This is a genomic window from Lysobacter sp. Root667, assembly GCF_001427715.1.
Classification (GTDB): domain Bacteria; phylum Pseudomonadota; class Gammaproteobacteria; order Xanthomonadales; family Xanthomonadaceae; genus Lysobacter.
This window is the reverse complement of record NZ_LMHF01000016.1, coordinates 59676-79307: the sequence shown is the minus strand read 5'-3', so window position 1 is coordinate 79307 and position 19632 is coordinate 59676. Positions and strand designations below refer to the sequence as shown.

General features: G+C 68.9%; 18 protein-coding genes and 1 pseudogene. 8 read left to right on the top strand and 11 right to left on the bottom strand.

Going from position 1 to position 19632, the window contains the following annotated elements:
* Window positions 1–22 precede the first annotated feature (22 nt).
* On the bottom strand, window positions 23–1054 hold the full coding sequence (locus tag ASD78_RS19055) for a bifunctional riboflavin kinase/FAD synthetase (RefSeq protein WP_056104416.1): 1032 nt from the start codon (window positions 1052–1054) through the stop codon (window positions 23–25).
* Between the two features lie 101 nt (window positions 1055–1155).
* On the bottom strand, window positions 1156–2787 hold the full coding sequence (gene murJ / locus ASD78_RS19050; protein ID WP_056104413.1) for a murein biosynthesis integral membrane protein MurJ: 1632 nt from the start codon (window positions 2785–2787) through the stop codon (window positions 1156–1158).
* 148 nt (window positions 2788–2935) lie between these two features.
* Between murJ and rpsT the strand changes: the two genes are divergently transcribed.
* The gene (rpsT, locus tag ASD78_RS19045) at window positions 2936–3205 is read left to right on the top strand and encodes a 30S ribosomal protein S20 (protein WP_055910472.1); all 270 of its coding nucleotides are present in this window, start codon (window positions 2936–2938) and stop codon (window positions 3203–3205) included.
* A 265-nt stretch (window positions 3206–3470) separates the two neighbouring features.
* Here the strand turns inward: rpsT and cgtA are convergent, their stop codons facing one another.
* From cgtA to rplU, 3 genes are all read right to left on the bottom strand, one after another.
* Window positions 3471–4538 (bottom strand): Obg family GTPase CgtA, encoded by a 1068-nt coding sequence (cgtA, locus tag ASD78_RS19040; RefSeq protein WP_055910475.1) that lies wholly within the window; start codon window positions 4536–4538, stop codon window positions 3471–3473.
* A gap of 185 nt (window positions 4539–4723) precedes the next feature.
* Window positions 4724–4978, bottom strand: coding sequence for a 50S ribosomal protein L27 (gene rpmA, locus ASD78_RS19035; protein WP_055910477.1), 255 nt, complete (start codon window positions 4976–4978; stop codon window positions 4724–4726).
* 12 nt (window positions 4979–4990) lie between these two features.
* The gene (gene rplU / locus ASD78_RS19030; RefSeq protein ID WP_036113830.1) at window positions 4991–5311 is read right to left on the bottom strand and encodes a 50S ribosomal protein L21; all 321 of its coding nucleotides are present in this window, start codon (window positions 5309–5311) and stop codon (window positions 4991–4993) included.
* 214 nt (window positions 5312–5525) lie between these two features.
* On the opposite strand from rplU, the gene ASD78_RS19025 reads away from it, so the two are divergent.
* The 6 genes from ASD78_RS19025 to ASD78_RS19005 all read left to right on the top strand — a co-directional run bounded on the left by ASD78_RS19025 (window position 5526) and on the right by ASD78_RS19005 (window position 13838).
* Complete coding sequence (locus ASD78_RS19025; protein ID WP_056104410.1) at window positions 5526–6221, top strand: YidB family protein; 696 nt, start codon at window positions 5526–5528, stop codon at window positions 6219–6221.
* 417 nt (window positions 6222–6638) lie between these two features.
* Window positions 6639–6983, top strand: a complete 345-nt coding sequence (locus tag ASD78_RS20970) for a hypothetical protein (RefSeq protein WP_156087886.1) — start codon at window positions 6639–6641, stop codon at window positions 6981–6983.
* A gap of 72 nt (window positions 6984–7055) precedes the next feature.
* Entirely contained in the window at window positions 7056–9143 is a 2088-nt protein-coding gene (locus ASD78_RS19020; RefSeq protein WP_162250189.1) for a S8 family peptidase, read from the top strand.
* Window positions 9144–9261: 118 nt separating this feature from the next.
* Window positions 9262–10131: an OmpA family protein gene (locus ASD78_RS19015; RefSeq protein ID WP_156087885.1), complete on the top strand. Its 870-nt coding sequence runs from the start codon at window positions 9262–9264 to the stop codon at window positions 10129–10131.
* A 375-nt stretch (window positions 10132–10506) separates the two neighbouring features.
* Window positions 10507–13422: an excinuclease ABC subunit UvrA gene (uvrA, locus tag ASD78_RS19010; RefSeq protein WP_056104401.1), complete on the top strand. Its 2916-nt coding sequence runs from the start codon at window positions 10507–10509 to the stop codon at window positions 13420–13422.
* A complete protein-coding gene (locus ASD78_RS19005) occupies window positions 13419–13838 on the top strand; it encodes a thioesterase family protein (RefSeq protein ID WP_056104398.1) in 420 nt (139 codons plus the stop codon). The genes uvrA and ASD78_RS19005 overlap by 4 nt, the downstream gene beginning before the upstream one ends.
* Here ASD78_RS19005 and ASD78_RS21735 read toward each other — a convergent pair.
* The 3 genes from ASD78_RS21735 to ASD78_RS18995 all read right to left on the bottom strand — a co-directional run bounded on the left by ASD78_RS21735 (window position 13828) and on the right by ASD78_RS18995 (window position 15964).
* Window positions 13828–13962 carry a hypothetical protein gene (locus ASD78_RS21735; protein ID WP_255355411.1) on the bottom strand — a complete coding sequence of 45 codons (135 nt, stop codon included), beginning with the start codon at window positions 13960–13962 and terminating at the stop codon, window positions 13828–13830. The genes ASD78_RS19005 and ASD78_RS21735 overlap by 11 nt on opposite strands.
* Window positions 13963–13978: 16 nt before the next feature.
* Entirely contained in the window at window positions 13979–15022 is a 1044-nt protein-coding gene (locus tag ASD78_RS19000; RefSeq protein WP_082575728.1) for an alpha/beta hydrolase, read from the bottom strand.
* A 480-nt stretch (window positions 15023–15502) separates the two neighbouring features.
* On the bottom strand, window positions 15503–15964 hold the full coding sequence (locus ASD78_RS18995) for a copper chaperone PCu(A)C (RefSeq protein ID WP_082575727.1): 462 nt from the start codon (window positions 15962–15964) through the stop codon (window positions 15503–15505).
* Window positions 15965–16021: 57 nt separating this feature from the next.
* Here ASD78_RS18995 and ASD78_RS18990 point away from each other — a divergent pair, with 57 nt between their 5' ends.
* Complete coding sequence (locus tag ASD78_RS18990) at window positions 16022–16780, top strand: enoyl-CoA hydratase/isomerase family protein (RefSeq protein WP_055910488.1); 759 nt, start codon at window positions 16022–16024, stop codon at window positions 16778–16780.
* A 236-nt stretch (window positions 16781–17016) separates the two neighbouring features.
* On the opposite strand, the gene ASD78_RS18985 is transcribed toward ASD78_RS18990, so the two are convergent.
* The 3 genes and pseudogenes from ASD78_RS18985 to ASD78_RS18970 all read right to left on the bottom strand — a co-directional run bounded on the left by ASD78_RS18985 (window position 17017) and on the right by ASD78_RS18970 (window position 19566).
* Complete coding sequence (locus ASD78_RS18985; protein WP_056104395.1) at window positions 17017–17868, bottom strand: sulfurtransferase; 852 nt, start codon at window positions 17866–17868, stop codon at window positions 17017–17019.
* Window positions 17865–18679 (bottom strand): annotated as a pseudogene (locus ASD78_RS18980) (DUF1289 domain-containing protein). Before ASD78_RS18980 ends, ASD78_RS18985 begins: the two are co-directional and overlap by 4 nt.
* Before the next feature lie 200 nt (window positions 18680–18879).
* A complete protein-coding gene (locus ASD78_RS18970) occupies window positions 18880–19566 on the bottom strand; it encodes an FKBP-type peptidyl-prolyl cis-trans isomerase N-terminal domain-containing protein (protein WP_055910501.1) in 687 nt (228 codons plus the stop codon).
* Window positions 19567–19632 lie beyond the last annotated feature (66 nt).

Genomic DNA, 19632 nt, shown 5'->3' with positions numbered 1-19632 from the left:
GGGTCGTTGGTCACAGCGGGTCTCAGGCAGTTTTCTCGGCCGCGCTCGCGGCCTGGGCCGGCGACGCGGACGCACGTCGAAGGTCGGGGGACGAATGCGGTGCGGGGAACGGGCGGCGTTGCGCATCGAGCAGCAGCGACTCGCGCGCCTGGGCGGCGTCGCGGTGCATCTGCTGGGTCAGCGACGCCAGATCGGGGAACTTGAGCTCGGCGCGCAGGTGCGCGACGAACTCGACTTCGATCCTGCGACCGTACAGGTCGCCGTCGAAGTCGAACAGATGCGCTTCGAGCAAGGGCTCGACGCCGTCGACCGTGGGCCGCGTGCCCAGGCTGGACACCGAAGCCCAGGGGCGATCGCCGACGCCGTGCACCCAGGTCGCATAGATGCCCGACAGCGCCGGGGTCTTGCCGCCGAAGCGCAGGTTGGCGGTCGGGAAACCCAGGGTGCGGCCGAGCTGCCGGCCGCGCACCACCCGCCCGCCGATCGCGTACGGCCGACCGAGCAGCGGTGCGGCGGCGGCGAAATCGCCGGCCAGCAGCGCGGCGCGGATGCGGGTGCTGGAGACGCGTTCGCCGTCGTGATGGACCGGATCGATCTCGTGGGCGCCGAAGCCGCAGCTTTCGCCGAGGCGGCGCAGCAGGTCGATGTCGCCGCCGCGGGCTTTGCCGAACCGGAATTCCGGACCGACCCAGACCTCGCGCGCGCCCAGCCGCTCGACCAGGACCTTGCGCACGAAATCCTCGCCGCTCAGGCCGCTGAGGCGGGTGTTGAAGCGCAGCAGGCCGACCTGGTCGGCGTCCAGCGCCAACAGGCCCTCGGCCTTGGCGCGCGGCAGCAGCAGGCGCGGCGGCGGCGCGGACGGGGCGAAGAATTCGCGCGGCAGCGGCTCGAAGCTCAGCGCCACCGCCTGCACGCCCAAGGCGCGCGCACGCGCGACCGTGTGGCGCACCAGCGCGCGATGCCCGAGGTGCAGGCCATCGAAGGCGCCGATGCAGACCACACTGCCGTGCGGGCAACGGAGCCCGCCCTCGACGTCACGAAACAGCCTGCTCATTGAATTTGGCGTGGGGGACCGGCTCGAAACAGCCAGTTAGAAGGATGAATGAGGAAGTATAGCCGCCGCGGGCGGCTCTCAAGCCGCCCGCCGCCACTCGTTCAATGTCCGCGCAGGTGGTGCGGGCGGATGCCCTGCAGCCACAGCGCCGCGCCGTAGACCGCACCGCCGGCGCCCACCACCACCGCCAGTTTCCAGCCGCGCTCCCACCACGGCCAGCCGGTCCAGCCCTGCCACAGCCACAGCAGGGCCAGCACCACCGCGCTCATCGCCAGCGCCGCGATCCCGATCTGACGCAGGAAACGGCCCCAGCCGGGCTGGCGCGCATAGACCCTGGCGCGGCGCAGGTACCAGGCCAGTTGCAGCGCGTTGGTCCAGCCCGCGATCGCGATCGCCAGCGCCAGGCAGGCGTGCGCGCCCGGGACTTCGCCCAGGGCCTCGCGCAGATGGCCGCCGCTGCGCGCGAGCGCGGCCTGGCCGACGTCGGTGAAGTACAGCGCGCTCAGCAGCAGCGCCACGGTCGCGGTCAGGTTCACGATCACCGACACCACCGCCGATTTCACCGGGGTCTTGGTGTCCTGGCGCGCGTAGAACGCCGGCGCCAGCACCTTGACCAGCAGGAAGGCCGGCACCGCGGTCGATTGCGCCATCAGGCTCAGGCGGATCATCGCGGTGTCGCCGGGGCTGAGGCGGCCGTACTGGAACAGGGTCGCGATCAGCGCCTCGGCGCACAGCACCAGGCCCAGGCAGGCCGGTACGCCGATCAGCAGGCACAGCCGGAAGCCCCAATCCAGGCCCTTGGAGAAGCCCTGCGGGTCGGTCGCGGCATGGCGCTTGGACAGGTGCGGCAGGATCACCGTGCCGATCGCGACGCCGAACATGCCCAGCGGGAATTCCAGCAAGCGGTCGGTGAGATACAGCCAGGTCACGCTGCCGGCGATCAGGAACGAGGCCAGCGCGGTGTTCAGCAGCAGGTTGAGCTGCGCCACCGAGGAGCCGAACAGGGTCGGCACCATCAGCCGCATGATCTTGCGCACGCCGGCATGCGCGGCGCCCCAGCGCGGCCGCGGCAGCAGGCCCAGCTTGGCCAGCGCCGGCAATTGGAACGCCAGCTGCAGGACGCCGGCGACGAACACGCCCCAGGCCAGCGCCAGCACCGGATTCAACCCCCATGGCTTCATCAGCGGCACCGCGCTGACCGCCGCGGCGATCATCGACAAGTTCAGCAGCACCGGCGACAGGGCCGGGATCGCGAAGCGCTCGTAGCTGTTGAGGATGCCGCCGGCCAGCGAGGCCAGCGAGATGAACAAGGCGTAGGGGAAGGTGATCTGCAGCATCTGGGTGGCGAGCCGGTACTGCTCGCTGCCCGGCTCGAAGCCCGGCGCGAACAGCTGCATCACCCAGGGCGCGGCCAGCACCACCACCGCGGTCAGCACCAGCAGCGCGGCCGCCAGGGTGCCGGCGACGCGGTCGACCAGGTCCTTGACCGCGGCGTGGTCCTGGTTTTCCTTGTACTCGGCCAGGACCGGCACGAAGGCCATCGAGAACGAGCCCTCGGCCGACAGCCGGCGCAGGAAATTCGGGATGCGGAACGCGATGAAGAACGCGTCCATGGCCGGGCTGGCGCCGAACTGCCAAGCGTAGACCTGGTCGCGGACCAGGCCGGAGACCCGCGAAATCAGGGTCATGGCGCTGAAAATGGCCGAAGACCGCAGCAGACCGCCCTTGCTCATCGGGCGCCCCCGGCCGTTTCCGGCAGGGCGGCGGTGCAGTTGACGCAAGTCACTGAATCGGCCATACTTTTGGGTCTGATTTTCCGCAATTGCATTTTTGCACCCAGTTCCATCACAGCTTTCAACCAAATTTTCCAGGAAACCACCCGTGGCAAACATCAAGTCCGCCAAGAAGCGCGCCAAGCAGACGGTCGTCCGCAATGCCCGTAACGCCAGCCAGCGTTCGATGCTGCGTACCGCCGTGAAGAAGGTGCTGAAGGCCCTCGGCGAGAACGACGCCGCCGGTGCCAAGTCCGCGTTCGACGTCGCTCAGCCGATCCTCGACCGTTTCAGCTCCCGTGGTCTGATCCACAAGAACAAGGCCGCGCGCCACAAGAGCCGCCTGACGGCTCGCATCAAGGCGCTGTCCGCGGCCTGATGCAGCGCTCGCGACTACGGTCGCGACGGTCCGCGAAAACCCGGCTTCGGCCGGGTTTTTGTTTTTCCGGGTCGGGTGGGCCGCGGCACTCGCCGCTGCGGATGCGGACATGCGGCCGATCATCGGCCGCATCGGTGAAGCGATCGAGAAGTCGCGCACGCGCGGTCGTGCGCCCTCGCCCGTTGCGCCCGTAGCGGCGCGCGCGAATACGCATGGCGCGCGCTGCGCGCCGGATCGGATCGGATCGGAAAGTCGAGCCCGCGGCTCAGGGCGCATGGTCGCCGGCGGCGTTCGCGGCTTCCAGGGCTTCCTCGCGCTGACGGTCGAAGAACGCCATCACGTCCAGCATGATCGGCCAGGTGCCTTCGCGGCCGATCGCCGACACCAGGAACCAGCGGTCCTTCCAGCCCAGTTCGTCGATGACGGCCTGGGCCGCGGCCTGCTGCTCTTCTTCCAGCAGCAGGTCGGCCTTGTTGAGCACCAGCCAGCGCGGCTTGGCCAACAGTTCGGGATCGTGCTTGGCCAGCTCGCGCTCGATCGCGCGCACCTGCTCGGCCGGGCTCACGCCCTCGACCCCGCCTTCCATCGGCGCGATGTCGACCAGGTGCAGCAGCAAACGCGTGCGCTGCAGATGGCGCAGGAACTGCGCGCCCAGGCCGGCGCCGTCGGCCGCGCCTTCGATCAGGCCCGGAATGTCGGCGATGACGAAGCTGCGGTGCGCTTCGACGCTGACCACGCCCAGGTTCGGATACAGGGTGGTGAACGGATAGTCGGCGACCTTCGGCGTCGCCGCCGAGACCGCGCGGATCAGGGTGCTCTTGCCGGCGTTGGGAAAGCCCAGCAGGCCGACGTCGGCGAGCAGCTTGAGTTCGAGCTTGAGCTCGCGCTCTTCGCCCGGCAGGCCCGGCAGCGCCTTGCGCGGCGAGCGGTTGACCGAGCTCTTGAAATGCATGTTGCCCAGGCCGCCCTTGCCGCCGCGCGCGACCAGCAGGCGGTCGCCGCTCGCGGTCAGGTCGCCGATCACTTCGTCGGTTTCGACATTGGTGACCACGGTGCCGACCGGCACCACGATAACCAGATCGTCGCCGCCCTTGCCGTAGGCCTGGCGGCCCATGCCGTTCTCGCCGCGTTGGGCGCGGAACTGCTTCTGGTGGCGGAAATCGACCAGGGTGTTGACGTTCTCGTCGGCGACCAGCCAGACGCTGCCGCCGGCACCGCCGTCGCCGCCGTCCGGCCCGCCCAGCGGGATGAACTTCTCGCGACGGAAACCGACGCAGCCGTTACCGCCCTTACCGGCGATGACCTGGATTTCTGCTTCGTCGACGAGTTTCATAGGAGCCGGGATTCGTGATTCGGGATTGGGGATTCGTAAAGCAAAAACACGTAGACCAAGGATTGTAGCGGGAGCGGGAAACTGGGTTTTCGCCGTTGCGAATCCCTAATCCCCCATCCCGAATCCCGGCCTTGAAACAAAAAGCCCCGCCGAAGCGGGGCCCTTCGCGAACCAGCGCTTCGGGATTAGCCGACGACGCTGACGGTGCGGCGCTTCTTCAGGCCCTTGACCGAGAACTCGACCTTGCCGTCGACCAGCGCGAACAAGGTGTGGTCGCGGCCGAGGCCGACGCCGGCGCCCGGGTGGAACTGGGTGCCGCGCTGGCGCACGATGATGTTGCCGGCCTCGATGGCCTGGCCGCCGTAGATCTTCACGCCCAGGTACTTCGGGTTGGAGTCGCGGCCGTTGCGGGTAGAACCTACGCCCTTTTTATGTGCCATGGCTGCTGCTCCTTACTTGTTGTCACCACCGGCGATGCCGGTGATTTCGATTTCGGTGTAGTGCTGACGGTGGCCCATCTGCTTGCGATGGTGCTTACGACGGCGGAACTTGACGATGCGCACCTTGTCGGCGCGGCCGTGGCCGACGACCTTGGCGGTGACGCTGGCGCCCTTGAGCGCGTCGCCGAGTTTCACGCCTTCGCCATCGCCCAGCATCAGGACGGTGTCAAACTTGATCTCGCTGCCGGCTTCGACATCGAGCAGCTCGACGCGGAGCGTCTCGCCTTGCATCACGCGGTATTGCTTACCGCCGGTGACCAGTACTGCGTACATGACCGGTATTCCTCTGTAGTTATTTTGGTCGCTGCCGCACCCAAACGCGGGCGGACAGAAGCGGAATTGTAGGCGCTTCAGCTAGTTGGAGCAACTACCCCCCTGCCCCGGAACCCGGGCCTGGCCGCCTGCCGCGGCCTTAACGCGTCTCATGTTGTATTGAAGACGCTGCGAAGGACCCCGTGGCAGGCCTATCCGCGCGGGGGACCGATTCATGTTCGAACATCTGCTGGACCAGGTCGCGAGCCGTCACGGCCTCAACCCGGACCAGGCCCAGCGCCTGCTGGCGGCCTGGAAGGACCGAATCTTCGACCCCGCGCGCGGCGGCCCGTCGGGCTTCGTGCAGGCCTTCCGGGCCCAGGGCCTGGAGGACCTGGCGGCGTCCTGGATCGCCCCCGGCCCCAACCGCCCCTTGACCGCGGACCAGCTGGAGCGGGTGTTCGGCGAGTCGGAGATCGCCGCCCTGGCCCGGATCCTGGACCTGCCGGCCGCAGCCGTGGCCAGCGCCTCGGCCGCGATCCTGCCCGAAGCGGTCGACAGCCTGGGCGAGGACGACCGCTGGCACGGCGGCCATGACCTGGGCCGCGAAGGCGAGTGGCCGGACCCGCAGGAGCCGGGATCCGGTTTCGAATCGTCGTGGCCGGGAGCTTTCGCAGCGGGATCGCCCGTAACAGGGTCGGCGGCGACCAGCTCCGACGAGCCGGTCGAACCCGCGCCCATCGGCCTGCATCCGGTACGCGACACCGGCCCCAGTCCGTTCGCGGCCAGCGACGCCCCGCTCTACCGCGCCGAAGACGATCCGCTGCCGCGACCGCGGCATCGGCATCGGCATTCGTACTGGCGCCGCCTGTGGCCGTGGCTGTTGTTGTTCGCGCTGCTGGCGGCAATCGCGTTGCTGCTGCGCGGTTGAATGGGGCGATCGAACACCGCGATCGCGCCGGCTGACGATGCGCATCGCGACAGCCAGCGCGACGCAGTTCACACAATCGACATCGCATACGCATGCGCAGACGAGTGCACACAAAGTGTGCCTAACGCCTATTCGCGTTTGTGAACACGCCGGTTTTCGCCGGGAATTCGGCCTTGCGCGCGAACGCCACTTCAAGGTGCCAATACGTTACATGGCGCGTTACATATCGATGTATAGACCATGCCTGCTTTAGTCGTAGTGCGTGCCACTTGCGCACGTCGCCAGTGTTGAATTAGCTTGCCAACTGGCGCGCCGCAGGGGGTCGCGCCAGACGGAACACAGCAAGGATGCTGAGTCGCGACGCATTGCGCGCGAACACGGCAGGCCATGCCGGTTCCACCTACAGGGGCCCTCTGCATGCGACTGGAATCCTCCAGCCTTCCCGCGTTTCGCAGCGACATCGCGACTATCGCGCTCGCATTTTTCATTGACCGGCACGTCGCCGACCGACGCCTTGCCGGCCGGCACCTCAGCGATTTGCACGTCACCGACTTGCACGCCACCTGCTTGCACGCCACCGATCGGCACGCACACTCGCTGCGCGCAACAGATTTTCCAGGCGTCGCAGTCACCGAGACAGTGCCGCGCGATCCTGCTTTCCACAGGTTCCACCACCCCATTACCGCGATTGCGCGCCGCCCCGGACGGGCGTCCGCGCGCAGCTCGCGCACCGAAGTCCCGCGGCGAGGAAAGATGCCATAGCCGCGGACCAGCGCCCGACGCCATCAGGGGATGCGTCGGGGATCATGAGCTACGAAATCAAGGATGTTTGTCATGACTCGCAAAGTACGTTCGATGAAATGGACCGCACTGGCCATCGCCACCGCGATCGTGGTCGCACCGGCGGCCTATTCCGGCGGCAAGTTGCCGACGGCCAACAAGACCAAGGTCTCGACCTTGTCCCCGCAGGCGGCGCAGTCGGCTAAGGAGCAGCCGGCCCAACACGACCGCTTCATCATCACTTTCAAGAGCTCGGCCAACGCCAAGAGCCTGGCCGCCACCCAGGTCGGCACGCAGCTGGCCAGCGCATCCAAGGCGCTGGGCCTGGGCATCGCGCCGATGCGCACGCTCGCCACCGGCAGCGCGCTGATCCGCACCGATCGCAAGCTCGACAGCGCCGCCAGCAAGGAGCTGATGATCGAGCTGATGAAGGATCCCAACGTGCTGGCGGTCGAACCCGACCGTCTGCGCCAGAAGCTGCTGGTCCCGAACGATCCGGGCTATGCCCAGCAGTGGCATTACAAGAACGGCCCCGGCGGCATCAACGCCGAACCGGCCTGGGACCTGAGCACGGGCAGCGGCGTGGTGGTCGCGGTGCTCGACACCGGCATCACCCCGCACGCCGATCTGGTCGGCAACCTGGTGGCCGGCTACGACTTCATCATCGATCCGGACGTCAGCGTCGACGGCGACGGCCGCGATGCCGATCCGAACGATCCGGGCGACTGGCACGACGGCGAATGCAACATCTTCGGCATCCCCGAGGACAGCAGCTGGCACGGCACCCACACCGCCGGCACTGTCGCCGCCTCGACCAACAACGGCGTAGGCGTGGCCGGCGTCGCGTTCGGCGCCAAGGTCCAGCCGGTGCGCGTGCTCGGCAAGTGCGGCGGTTACGAGTCCGACATCATCGACGCGGTGACCTGGGCCTCCGGCGGCACCGTCGCCGGCGTGCCGGCCAACGCCACCCCGGCCGAGGTCATCAACCTCAGCCTCGGCGGCAGCGGCGCGTGCTCGGTGGCCGAACAGGCCGCGTACACCGCGGCGGCCGCGCGCGGCACCACGGTCGTGGTCGCCGCGGGCAACTCCTCGGCCGATGCGGCCGGCTACTCGCCGGCGAGCTGCAACGACGTGATCACCGTGTCCGCGGTCGGACCGACCGGCGCGCTGGCGGGTTACTCGAACTTCGGTGCCGTGGTCGACGTGGCCGCGCCCGGCGGTTCGGGCGTCACCCCGGCGGCCGACAACATCCTGTCGACCCTCAACCTGGGCCTGCAGGGCCAGGAAGGCGACGGCTACGCCTGGATGGCGGGCACCTCGATGGCGGCCCCGCACGTCGCCGGCGTGGTCGCGCTGATGCAGGCCGCCGCGGCCACGCCGAAGACCCCGGCGCAGATCAAGAAGATCCTCGAGAACACCGCCTACGCGTCCGGCGGCTTCGCGGGCGGCTGCAACTACGACAAGCCCTGCGGCGCCGGCATCATCGATGCCCGTTACGCGGTGGCCGTGGCCTCCGGCGCCGAACCGCTGCCGGCCGATCCGCCGCCGCCGCCGGCCCCGCCGCCGGCGATCGAGCTGTCCAACGGCGTCACCGTCACCGGCATCGAAGTGCTGGCCGGCGGCAACGTCCGTTACCAGTTGCTGGTGCCCAACGGCGCGTCCAACCTGCTGTTCGCCATGTACGGCGGCACCGGCGACGCGGACATCTACGTCAAGCGCGGCACCCCGCCGACCAACACCTCCTACGACTGCCGTCCGTTCAGTTCCGGCAACAACGAGAACTGCTTCTTCCCGGCACCGCAGGGCGGCATCTGGTACGTGACGATCAAGGGCTTCAGCAACTCGGCCGGCGTGTCCTTGTACCCGAGCTTCACCGACGCCAACTGGCCGCGCGCGGTCGAGGCCGAGGCGACCCCGCTCACCAACCACCGCACCCGCGTCGATCTGACCTGGCTCAAGGGCAAGCGCAACATCGACGTCTACCGTAACGGCGCGATCCTCAAGACCGTGCGCAACAACGGCGCCACCACCGATACCTTCCGGATCATCGGTACCGGCACCATGAGCTACAAGCTGTGCAACAACGGTACGCAGGAATGCGCCGACCCGGTGGAGATCGAGTACGCCTCCTCCAAGCGCTGATCGCAGCGTGCAACACGGAGGGCCCGGTACGCCGGGCCCTCCGCTACCGGAGCGGAGCGACCGCTTTCGCGGCTACGCCTGCCGTCCGTCGTTTTCTACGTAACGCCCTGGAGCCTGCATGCATCCACGCCCCATTCTTCCGCGCCGGCATCGCACCGGCGCCTTGCTGCTGACCCTGGCCTGCGTCGCCGGCCTGGCCGGCTGCAACCGCGGCCCCGCCGGCGCCGATGCCGAGGCGGCCAAGACCGCCGCGGCCGCACCGGTGCCGCGCTACGAGGCCAAGCTCAGCTTGGTCAACAACAACGGCAGCCTGCGCTACGACGGCAACGTCGACAGCGAGGCCACCAAGCAGGCGGTGATCGCCGCGCTTGCCCATGCCTACGGCGCCGAGAAAGTGTCCGGCGACCTCGCCGTCGATCGCTACGCGCGTCCGGCCGCCTGGGCCGCCAACCTGCCCAAGTTCGTCGCCGGCTTCACCCAGCCCGGCGCCGCGGTCAGTTTCGAAGGCCAGCGCATCCAGCTGTCCGGCCAGGTCGCCGAGGCCGACCGCGCCGCGCTGCTGGAACAGGCGCGCACGCTCTATTCCGGCTACGCCTACACCGGCCTGTTCGAAGGCGTGGGCGCGGCGCCGGCCAATGCCGCCTTGGCCTCGCTCGGGGACCAGGCCAGCGCCGCCGAGGTGGTCAAGGCGCTGAACCAGACCCCGATCGCGTTCGAAGGCGACAGCGCGCGCATCGCCGCGGGCAGCCTGGACGCGCTCAGCGACGCGGCCAAGGCGATCCAGTCCGCGCCGGCGCAGACCCGGGTCGAGATCTACGGCCCGGCCGGCGGCAGCGGCGTGGCCGAGGACGACCTGGCCCTGTCCAAGCAGCGCGCCGAGGCGGTCAAGGTGCTGCTGATCGTGAACGGCGTCAGTCCGGGCGCGATCGAAACCAAGCCCTCCGGGCCCGACGGCGGCCGCGGCATCAGTTTCAAGCTCGTCAAATGACCCGGCGGCCGGCTGCGCAGCGGCCGCCGCCGATTACGTAACCGGCCTCTCTCCAGGCCCTCGCCGGCGATCGGTTTGCGCCGGCGTTTTTTTGGCGGTGGGAATACCCGATTCGCGCAGAAGCCAATCCTCTGCCCTCGTTTCAAAGGGAGGGAACCGCAGAGCCGTGGCGGCCCCTGCCGCCTCCGTTTGGCTTCCCCGCTGAGGGGCCAACCCGCTTATCCGCAACGAAACCCACCGTCGCGATCGGGCCTGCGACGACGCCCCGCACGGCCCTTCCGTTCCGGGGATTTGCCCCCATGTTCCCCACTCGCTACGCTCTTCTGTTCGCCGTCGCCTCGCGCGCCGGCCGCCCTCCCCCATTGCAGGCAAACGATGGCGCTGGATTTCATCCGCATCCGCGGCGCGCGGACGCACAACCTCAAGAACATCGACCTCGATCTTCCGCGCGACAAGCTGATCGTGATCACCGGCTTGTCCGGCTCCGGCAAGTCGTCGCTGGCGTTCGACACCATCTACGCCGAAGGTCAGCGTCGTTACGTCGAGTCGCTGTCGGCCTATGCCCGGCAGTTCCTCAGCGTGATGGAAAAGCCCGACGTCGACCACATCGAAGGCCTGTCGCCGGCGATCTCGATCGAGCAGAAGTCGACCTCGCACAACCCGCGTTCGACCGTCGGCACGATCACCGAGATCTACGACTACCTGCGCCTGCTGTACGCGCGCGTCGGCTCGCCGCGTTGCCCGGACCATCACTACCCGTTGGAAGCGCAGACGGTCAGCCAGATGGTCGACCAGGTCATCGCCCTGGACCCGGAGCAGCGCTACATGCTGCTGGCGCCGGTGGTGCGCGAGCGCAAGGGCGAGCACGCGCAGATCTTCGAGCAGCTGCGCGCGCAGGGTTACGTGCGCGTGCGCGTGGACGGCGCGCTGTACGAGATCGACGCGGTGCCGCCGCTGGCGCTGCGGGTCAAGCACACCATCGAAGCGGTGATCGACCGCTTCAAGCCGCGCGAGGACATCAAGCAGCGCCTGGCCGAATCGTTCGAAACCGCGCTCAAGCTCGGCGACGGCATGGCCCAGGTGATGTCGCTGGACAACGCCGACGCCGCGCCGCTGCTGTTCTCGTCCAAGTACAGCTGCCCGGTCTGCGACTACTCGCTGCCCGAGCTGGAACCGCGCCTGTTCTCGTTCAACTCGCCGGTCGGCGCCTGCCCGACCTGCGACGGCCTGGGCGTGGCCCAGTTCTTCGACCCCTCGCGCGTGGTCGTGCATCCGGAGCTGTCGCTGTCGGCCGGCGCGGTGCGCGGCTGGGACCGCCGCAACGCCTACTACTTCCAGCTGATCCAGTCGCTGGCCAAGCACTACAAGTTCGACGTCGACGCGCCGTGGCAGTCGCTGGCGGAGAAGGCGCGCAACGCCGTGCTGTACGGCAGCGGCGACGAGCAGATCAACTTCAGCTACATCACCGAGAACGGCGGCCGCAGCCAGCGCAAGCACCGCTTCGAGGGCATCGTGCCCAACCTGGAGCGCCGCTACCGCGAGACCGAATCGGCCGCGGTGCGCGAAGAGCTGGCCAAGTACATCAGCGAACGCGCCTGCACCGAATGCGGCGGCGCGCGCCTGAACCGCGCCGCGCGCAACGTGTTCGTGGCCGAACGGCCGCTGCCTGAGCTGGTGGTGCTGCCGGTCGACGAGGCCCTGAACTTCTTCAAGTCGCTCAACCTGCCCGGCTGGCGCGGCGAGATCGCGGTCAAGATCGTCAAGGAGATCGCCGACCGCCTGCGCTTCCTGGTCGACGTCGGCCTGGATTACCTGACCCTGGAACGCAAGGCCGACTCGCTGTCCGGCGGCGAAGCCCAGCGCATCCGCCTGGCCAGCCAGATCGGCGCCGGCCTGGTCGGCGTGATGTACGTGCTCGACGAGCCCTCGATCGGCCTGCACCAGCGCGACAACGAGCGCCTGCTCGGCACCCTGACCCGCCTGCGCGATCTGGGCAACACCGTGATCGTGGTCGAACACGACGAGGACGCGATCCGCCTGGCCGACTACATCGTCGACATCGGACCCGGTGCCGGCGTGCACGGCGGCGAGATCGTCGCCCAGGGCCTGTTCCCCGACATCCTCAAGGCGCCGCGTTCGCTGACCGGCCAGTACCTCAGCGGCAAGCGCCGGATCGAGATCCCCAAGAACCGCCACAAGCCCAACCCCAAGACCAGCCTGCATCTGCGCGGCGCCACCGGCAACAACCTCAAGGACGTCGACCTGACGATCCCGTCGGGGCTGTTCACCTGCGTCACCGGCGTGTCCGGCTCGGGCAAGTCGACCCTGATCAACGACACGCTGTTCGCGATCGCGGCCAACGAGCTCAACGGCGCCTCGCACACGCCGGCGCCGTACAAGGCGGTCGAGAACATGGAGCTGTTCGACAAGGTGGTCGACATCGATCAGTCGCCGATCGGACGCACGCCGCGTTCCAATCCGGCCACCTATACCGGCCTGTTCACGCCGCTGCGCGAACTGTTCGCGCAGGTGCCCGAAGCGCGTTCGCGCGGCTATTCGCCGGGCCGCTTCAGCTTCAACGTGCGCGGCGGACGCTGCGAGGCCTGCCAGGGCGACGGCCTGATCAAGGTCGAGATGCACTTCCTGCCGGACGTGTACGTGCCTTGCGACGTCTGCGGCGGCAAGCGCTACAACCGCGAAACCCTGGAGATCCTCTACAAGGGCTACAACATCAACGACGTGCTGGAAATGACGGTCGAGGATGCGCTGGGTCTGTTCGAGGCGATCCCGGCGATCTCGCGCAAGCTGGAAACGCTGATGGACGTCGGCCTGAGCTACATCAAGCTCGGCCAGAGCGCGACTACCCTGTCGGGCGGCGAGGCCCAGCGCGTCAAGCTGTCGAAGGAACTCTCGCGCCGCGACACCGGGCGTACGCTGTACATCCTGGACGAGCCGACCACCGGCCTGCACTTCCACGACATCGAGCACCTGCTGGCGGTGCTGCACCGCCTGCGCGACGACGGCAACACCGTGGTCGTGATCGAGCACAATCTGGATGTGATCAAGACCGCCGACTGGGTCATCGACCTGGGCCCGGAAGGCGGCCACCGCGGCGGCAGCATCCTCGCCACCGGCACGCCGGAGCAGATCGCCGCGCTGCCGCATTCGCACACCGGCCACTTCCTGGCGCCGCTGCTGGGCATGGGCCCGGCCGCGCGCGAGCCGAAACCGGCGCGCAAACCGCCTGTCGCCAAAGCTCCGGCCAAGGCCAAGAAGAAGTCCGCCGCATGACCGAAGCCACCGATACCGTAGCCGAGGTGCTGTTCCGCATGCCGATCGCGCTGCGCTGGCGCGACCTGGATGCGTTCAACCACGTCAACAATTCCAACTTCCTGACCTACCTCGAGGAAAGCCGCATCCGCTGGTTCGCGAGCTGGGGCGGCGAGTGGGTCAACGACGAGATCGCGCCGCTGCTGGCGGCGGTGCAGCTCAACTACCGGCTGCCGATCCCGTACCCGTCCGAGGTCGTGGTGGAACTGTTCGCGCAGCGCGTGGGCAGCACCAGCATGACCATCGGTCACCGCATCGTGTCCGAGGACGGCAGCGCGCTGTACTGCGACGGCCACGTGGTCGTGGTCTGGATCGACCGCGCCAGCGGCCGTCCGGTGCCGCTGCCGGCGGCGGTGCTGGAAGCGATCAAACGCTGAGCAGGTGCGGTGCGGCGATGTGGTCGCCGCACCCATCCATCGCGACGCCGTAGGGTGCGGTGACAACCGCACCGATCGGAATCGAGAAGCCCGCGCCCCCAAGATCGGCGTGCAGGGCGGACACGTAGCGCGATAAGGATTCACAGACGAGTGGCGTCGATCACGGCCTGCACGAATTCGCCGGGCGCTTCCTGCGGCGGGTTGTGGCCGACGCCTCCGCCGAAGGTGCGGTGCTCGTACTTGCCGATGAACTTGCCGGCATAGGCCTCGGGCTTCGGGTGCGGCGCACCGTTGGCGTCGCCTTCGATGGTGATCGTCGGCACGGCGATCGCCGGGGCCTCCGCCAGGCGTTGTTCCAGCGCGGCATACTTCGGCTCGCCTTCGGCCAGGCCCAGGCGCCAGCGGTAGTTGTGCACGACGACGGCGACGTGGTCCGGGTTGTCGAGCGCGACGGCGCTGCGCTCGAACGTGGCGTCGTCGAACTTCCACTGCGGCGACGCCAGCCGCCAGATCTGCTTGGCGAAGTCGTGCGTGTACTGCGCATAGCCCGCCTGGCCGCGCTCGGTGGCGAAGTAGTACTGGTACCACCACTGCAACTCCGCCTGCGGCGGCAGCGGCTTGCGGCCCGCCTCCTGGCTGCTGATCAGGTAGCCGCTGACCGAGACCAGCGCCTTGACGCGCTCCGGCCACACCGCCGCGACGATGTCGGCCGTGCGCGCGCCCCAGTCGTAGCCGGCCAGCGTCGCGCGGCGGATCTTCAGCGCGTCCATCAAGGCCACGACATCGGAGGCCAGCGCGGCAGGTTCGCCGTTGCGCGGCGTATCGGGCGAAAGGAAACGCGTGCTCCCGTAGCCGCGCAGGTGCGGCACGATCACGCGATAGCCCCGCGCGGCCAATCGCGGCGCGACCTCGGCGTAGCTATCGATGCCGTACGGCCAGCCGTGCAGCAGGATCACCACTTCGCCGCGCGACGGCCCCAGTTCGGCATAGCCGATGCGCAGGTCGCCGGCATCGACGTGTTTGTCGGCCACCAAGGCCGCGGGCAAGGCCGCGCCGGCGGGCGCGGGTTCCGGCGTAGCGGCGACGGCGGCGCCGGCCAACAGCAGTTGCGTGGCGAACAGCCATGGGGCGAGGCGCGGTCTGCGGCGCGCAGCGGAAAGGAATGAAGCGAGAGCGGTAAACATGGGTGGGTCCTCCAACGCGTTGGAAATCGGGAAGCGGAACGAAGCGTGCGTGCTAGATCAGATAGCCGCCGTCGAAGGTCAGGCTGGTCGGCGATGGGGCCATTGCGCGCCTGAGGCGTATCGCCCATGTGTTTGGCCAACCGCGGATTCGTCAGCCAATGACGCCAATCCGCCACCGGACACATTCGGATACAAAGCGGGCAGGCAGCACCTGCTCGCAGTCCATGAGGTCCGCGAGATTCACTTGCACATCAGAAATGGGCTCTGCCAGGGGGAACGACGCCCTGGGAGCTATCTCTAGACATCTGGGTCGACCGCGTCGGCGGCCGTCCGGCGGCGGTGTCGGCAGCGATCAAGCGCTGAACATGCGCGGAGCGGTGGTCACCGCACCCTAAGCTTCGCGACACCGTAAGCCGCGGTGGCAACCGCAGAAATCGGGACCGGGCCGGCGGCTCCCGGATCGAAACGCGCGCCGCGCCCTCAGGGCTTGCGCGCTTCCAGCTCGCCGCGCAGCACGCCGCCGTCCTTGAGCGCGAACTCGACCACGACCTTGCTGCCCGGCTTCAGCGGCGCATGCGGCTGCATCAGCATCAGATGCATGCCACCGGGCTTGAGGGTGGCCGCGGCGTCGGGCGCGATGCGCAGTTCCGGCAGCGCGCGCATGCGGCTGACGCCGTCGACGATGCGGGTCTCGTGCAGAGAGCTGTCGCCGAAGGCCGGGCTGCTGACGCCGACGATGACGATCGGCTGCGGGCAGCGGTTCTCGATCCGGCCGAAGCCGGCCATCATCGGCATCTGCGCCGGCGGCAGCCGGACCCAGCCGTCGACGAGGCGCGCGGCGCAACCGCGGGCCTGCGCCGGCGGGGCGGCGCACAAAGCGGGAACCAGGGCCAGCAGCAGGGCCGGAACGAGGACGGCGGTGCGGTAGCGGAGCGGCTTCATCGGCCTATGATAGCGCTTGAAGTTTCCGTCCCGAACCGCCGCGCAAGGAGCCTCCCCATGAGCCTAGTCACCGCCACTCCCCACGGCGAGATCGTCGAACTGCAGCTGACCCGCGCGCCGGTCAATGCGCTCAACCCGGCCTTGTGCCAGGAGCTGCGCGGCGCGCTCGCCGATGCGATCGGCAACGGCGCCCAGGGCATCGTCCTGGCGGGCGGGCCGAAAGTGTTCTCGGCCGGCCTCGACGTGCCGCACCTGCTGTCGCTGGGCGAAGACCGGCATGCGCTGATGGCGGCCTGGCAGGCCTTCTTCGACACCGCGCTGGCGCTGGCCGCCAGCCCGGTGCCGGTAGTGGCCGCGATGGCCGGGCACGCCCCTGCCGGCGGCTGCGTGCTGGCGCTGTGTTGCGACTACCGGATCATGGCCTCCGGCCCGTTCCGGATCGGCCTCAACGAAACCCAGGTCGGCCTGGTCGCGCCGGAAGGCATCCAGCGCCTGATGCGGCGCGTGGTCGGCACCTACCGTGCCGAGCGCCTGCTGGTCGCGGGCGAAATGCTGGAGGCCGAGCAGGCGCTGCAGGCGGGTCTGGTCGACGAGCTGACCGACATCGACGATGTCGCCACGCGTGCCCGGGTCTGGCTGGAACAGCTGTTGGCGTTGCCGCGCCACGCCATGCTGCAGACGCGCTCGATCGCGCGCGCCGACCTGATCGAGGCGCTGCAACCGGAGTACATCCACCTGCAGCGCTTCATCGAAGCCTGGTATCAGCCTTCGACGCAGGCGGCGTTGCAGGCATTGGTCGCGCGTCTGGGCAAGTAAGACGCTCCTGCCCGTTCGCGACGCATCCCTTGGAGGCGTCGCCCGCGCCCTGTGGGAGCGGCGTGAGCCGCGATCCGGCAACGACGCAGCATCGTCCGCGAAACGCGGCACGTATGCGTTGGTCGGTTGCGGCGCTACGACGCGGATGCGAAGCGATCGGCTGCCGTGCGATCGCGGCTCACCCCGCTCCCACAACGGTTTGCAGCGCGCGCTTGGACGCGCTCAGCCGTATGACCTCAAGCCTCGCCCGTCGCCACCGGGCGCGAGGGATCGTCGACCCAACCGCTCCACGAGCCGGTGAACAAGCCCGCGCCGCGCAGGCCCGCGTGCTCCATGGCCAGCAGGTGATGGCAGGCGGTGACGCCGGAGCCGCACATCATCACGGTCTGCTGCGGCAGGTAGTCGCCCATCACCGCGGCGAAACCTTCCGCCAGTTCGGCGGCCGGCTTGAAGCGGCCTTGCTGCAGGTTCTGCGCATAGGGGCGGTTGCGAGCGCCCGGCACGTGGCCCGCGACGCGATCCAGGGGCTCGACTTCGCCGCGGAAGCGCTCGGCCGCGCGCGCGTCGATCAACAGCCCGCCCGCGTCGAGATGCGCGCGCACCGCGTCGGCGTCGAGCAAGCGGTTCTGATCGAAACTGCCGGGATAACGCGTCGGCTGCGGTGTCGGCAGCGCGTCGTCGGTCGGCAGACCGAGCTCGCTCCAGCGTTGCCAGCCACCGTCGAGCACGGCCACGCGCCGGTGGCCGAGCAGACGCAGCAGCGCCCACAGCCGCGCCGCGGCCAGCGCGCCGTCGCCGTGGTCGTAGGCCACGACCTGGTCCTCCGGCGACACGCCCCAGCGTTCCAGCGCGGCGGTGAAATCCGCGGCCTCGGGCCAGGGATGGCGGCCGGCATTGCGCTTGCGGTGATCGGACAGGTCGTGATCCAGGTGCGCGTAGCGCGCGCCCGGGATATGCGACTGCGCGTAGGCCGCCGCGCCCGCGTCGGGATCGGCGAGGCCGGCGCGCGCGTCGATCACGACCAGGCCGTCGCGGCCGAGTTGCGCGGCCAAGTCTTCGGCCGACACCAAGGTGGTCCAGTCCATCATGCGATCGCCTCCAGTCGTTGCCGCAGGTTCAACAGCATGGACGCGGTCGCGCCCCAGATGCGCTGGTCCGGATAACGGAACTCCAGCACCTGGCGCGCGCTGCCGCGGTAGTCGAGCGTGTGCGCGTCCAGGTTGGACGGGTCCATCAGATAGGCCAGCGACACTTCGAATACGTCGGCGACTTCGTTCGGGTCCGGCCGCGCCACGTAGTCGCGGTCGACAATCGCCACCACCGGCAGCACGCGGTAGCCGGTGATGGTCGCGAGCGGATCCAGATAGCCCAGCGGCGCGATCTGCGCCGGCATCAGGCCGATCTCCTCGCCGGTTTCGCGGATCGCCGCGGCGACCGCATCGGCGTCGTCGGACTCGATGCGGCCGCCCGGGAAGCTCACCTGGCCGCCATGTTGGCGCAGCGCGTCGGTGCGGCGCGTGAGCAGCACGCGGGTGCCGTCCTCGCGCGGCACCAGGCCGACCAGGACCGCGGCGCGCGCGGGCTCGGCGGCCTCGGGCAGCAGGCCGTGCAGTTCGTCCAGGTTCCAGGCGGCGCCGGCGGGCTCGATCGCGAGCGGATACAAGGCATCGCGCAGCCGCGGATAGTCGGGCGGATAAAGGGGCGGCAGCGCGTTCACCGGCTGCGCGACACGCGTTCGGGCAGCACGTGTTCCATCAGCCGCAGGCGCTCGTCGTCGTTCATCTGCGACCAGCGCGCGATCTCGGCGCTGGTGCGGTGACAGCCCTCGCACAGGCCCTGCTCATCCAGCGAGCAAACGCCGATGCAGGGACTGAGGACCGCCCGGAATTGGAAATTCATTTCGCCACACCACCAAGCCGCGCAGCCTCGCGCGGCCGTCAGGGCGGCCCGCAGGCCGCATCGCACCGGCCGGGGCCGGGTTCAACGCCTCGCCGGCGACGCCGGCGGGTGAGTCCCAAAACTACGCCGGCCAAGCCGGTGGACTGCTCAAAAAAGTTGCGCCGGCAGAGCCGGCGCAACCTGACGACTCACTGATCGGCTTACTTGGTGCTGATCAGCTTGATTTCGAACTGCACCGCCACGTTCGGCGGGAACGGCGTGCGCGGATCGGCGCCGTAGGCGGCGGCCGGCGGCAGGGTCACTTCCCACTTCGAGCCGGTCGGCATCTGCAGCAGCACTTCGCGCATCGCCTGCATTTCGATCTCGCTGACCTTGATGGCCGGGATCGCCTGCGGCGGACGCGCCGTGGCCGGACGCTCGCCCCAGGCGTAGGGGCCTGCGACTTCCAGCTGCACGGTGTTGGTCTGGGTCGGCTTGGCGCCGGTGCCGGCTTCGATCACGCGGTACTGCACGCCGCTGGGCAAGGTCTTCACGCCGGCCTTGGCCTTGTTCTGGGCCAGGTAGGTGTCGCTCTTGGTCTTGTTCTCGGCGGCGGCCTTTTCCCACTCGGCCTTGGCCTTGGCCTGCTGGCGCTGCTGCATGTTCTGCACGGCGGTGCGCAACTGGTCGACCGCGACGGCCGGCTGCTTCTTGCCGTAGCCGTCCTGCAGACCCTTGATGATGGTGTTCACATCGACCTGCTCGCCGCTTTCGATGGCGTTACGGCCCAGGTCGTAGCCCAGCGCGTAGCTCAGCTTGCCTTTCTCGGACGAAGTGTCCTGCGCGACGGCGTTGCCGGCGGTCAGAGCCAGGGCCGCGACAGCGGCAGCAATCAAACGCAACTTCATTCGTTGGAATCTCCGGTAATGACACGGGGCGGTTTGGACCGCCCCGACGATAAGGCCCAGTGGGTC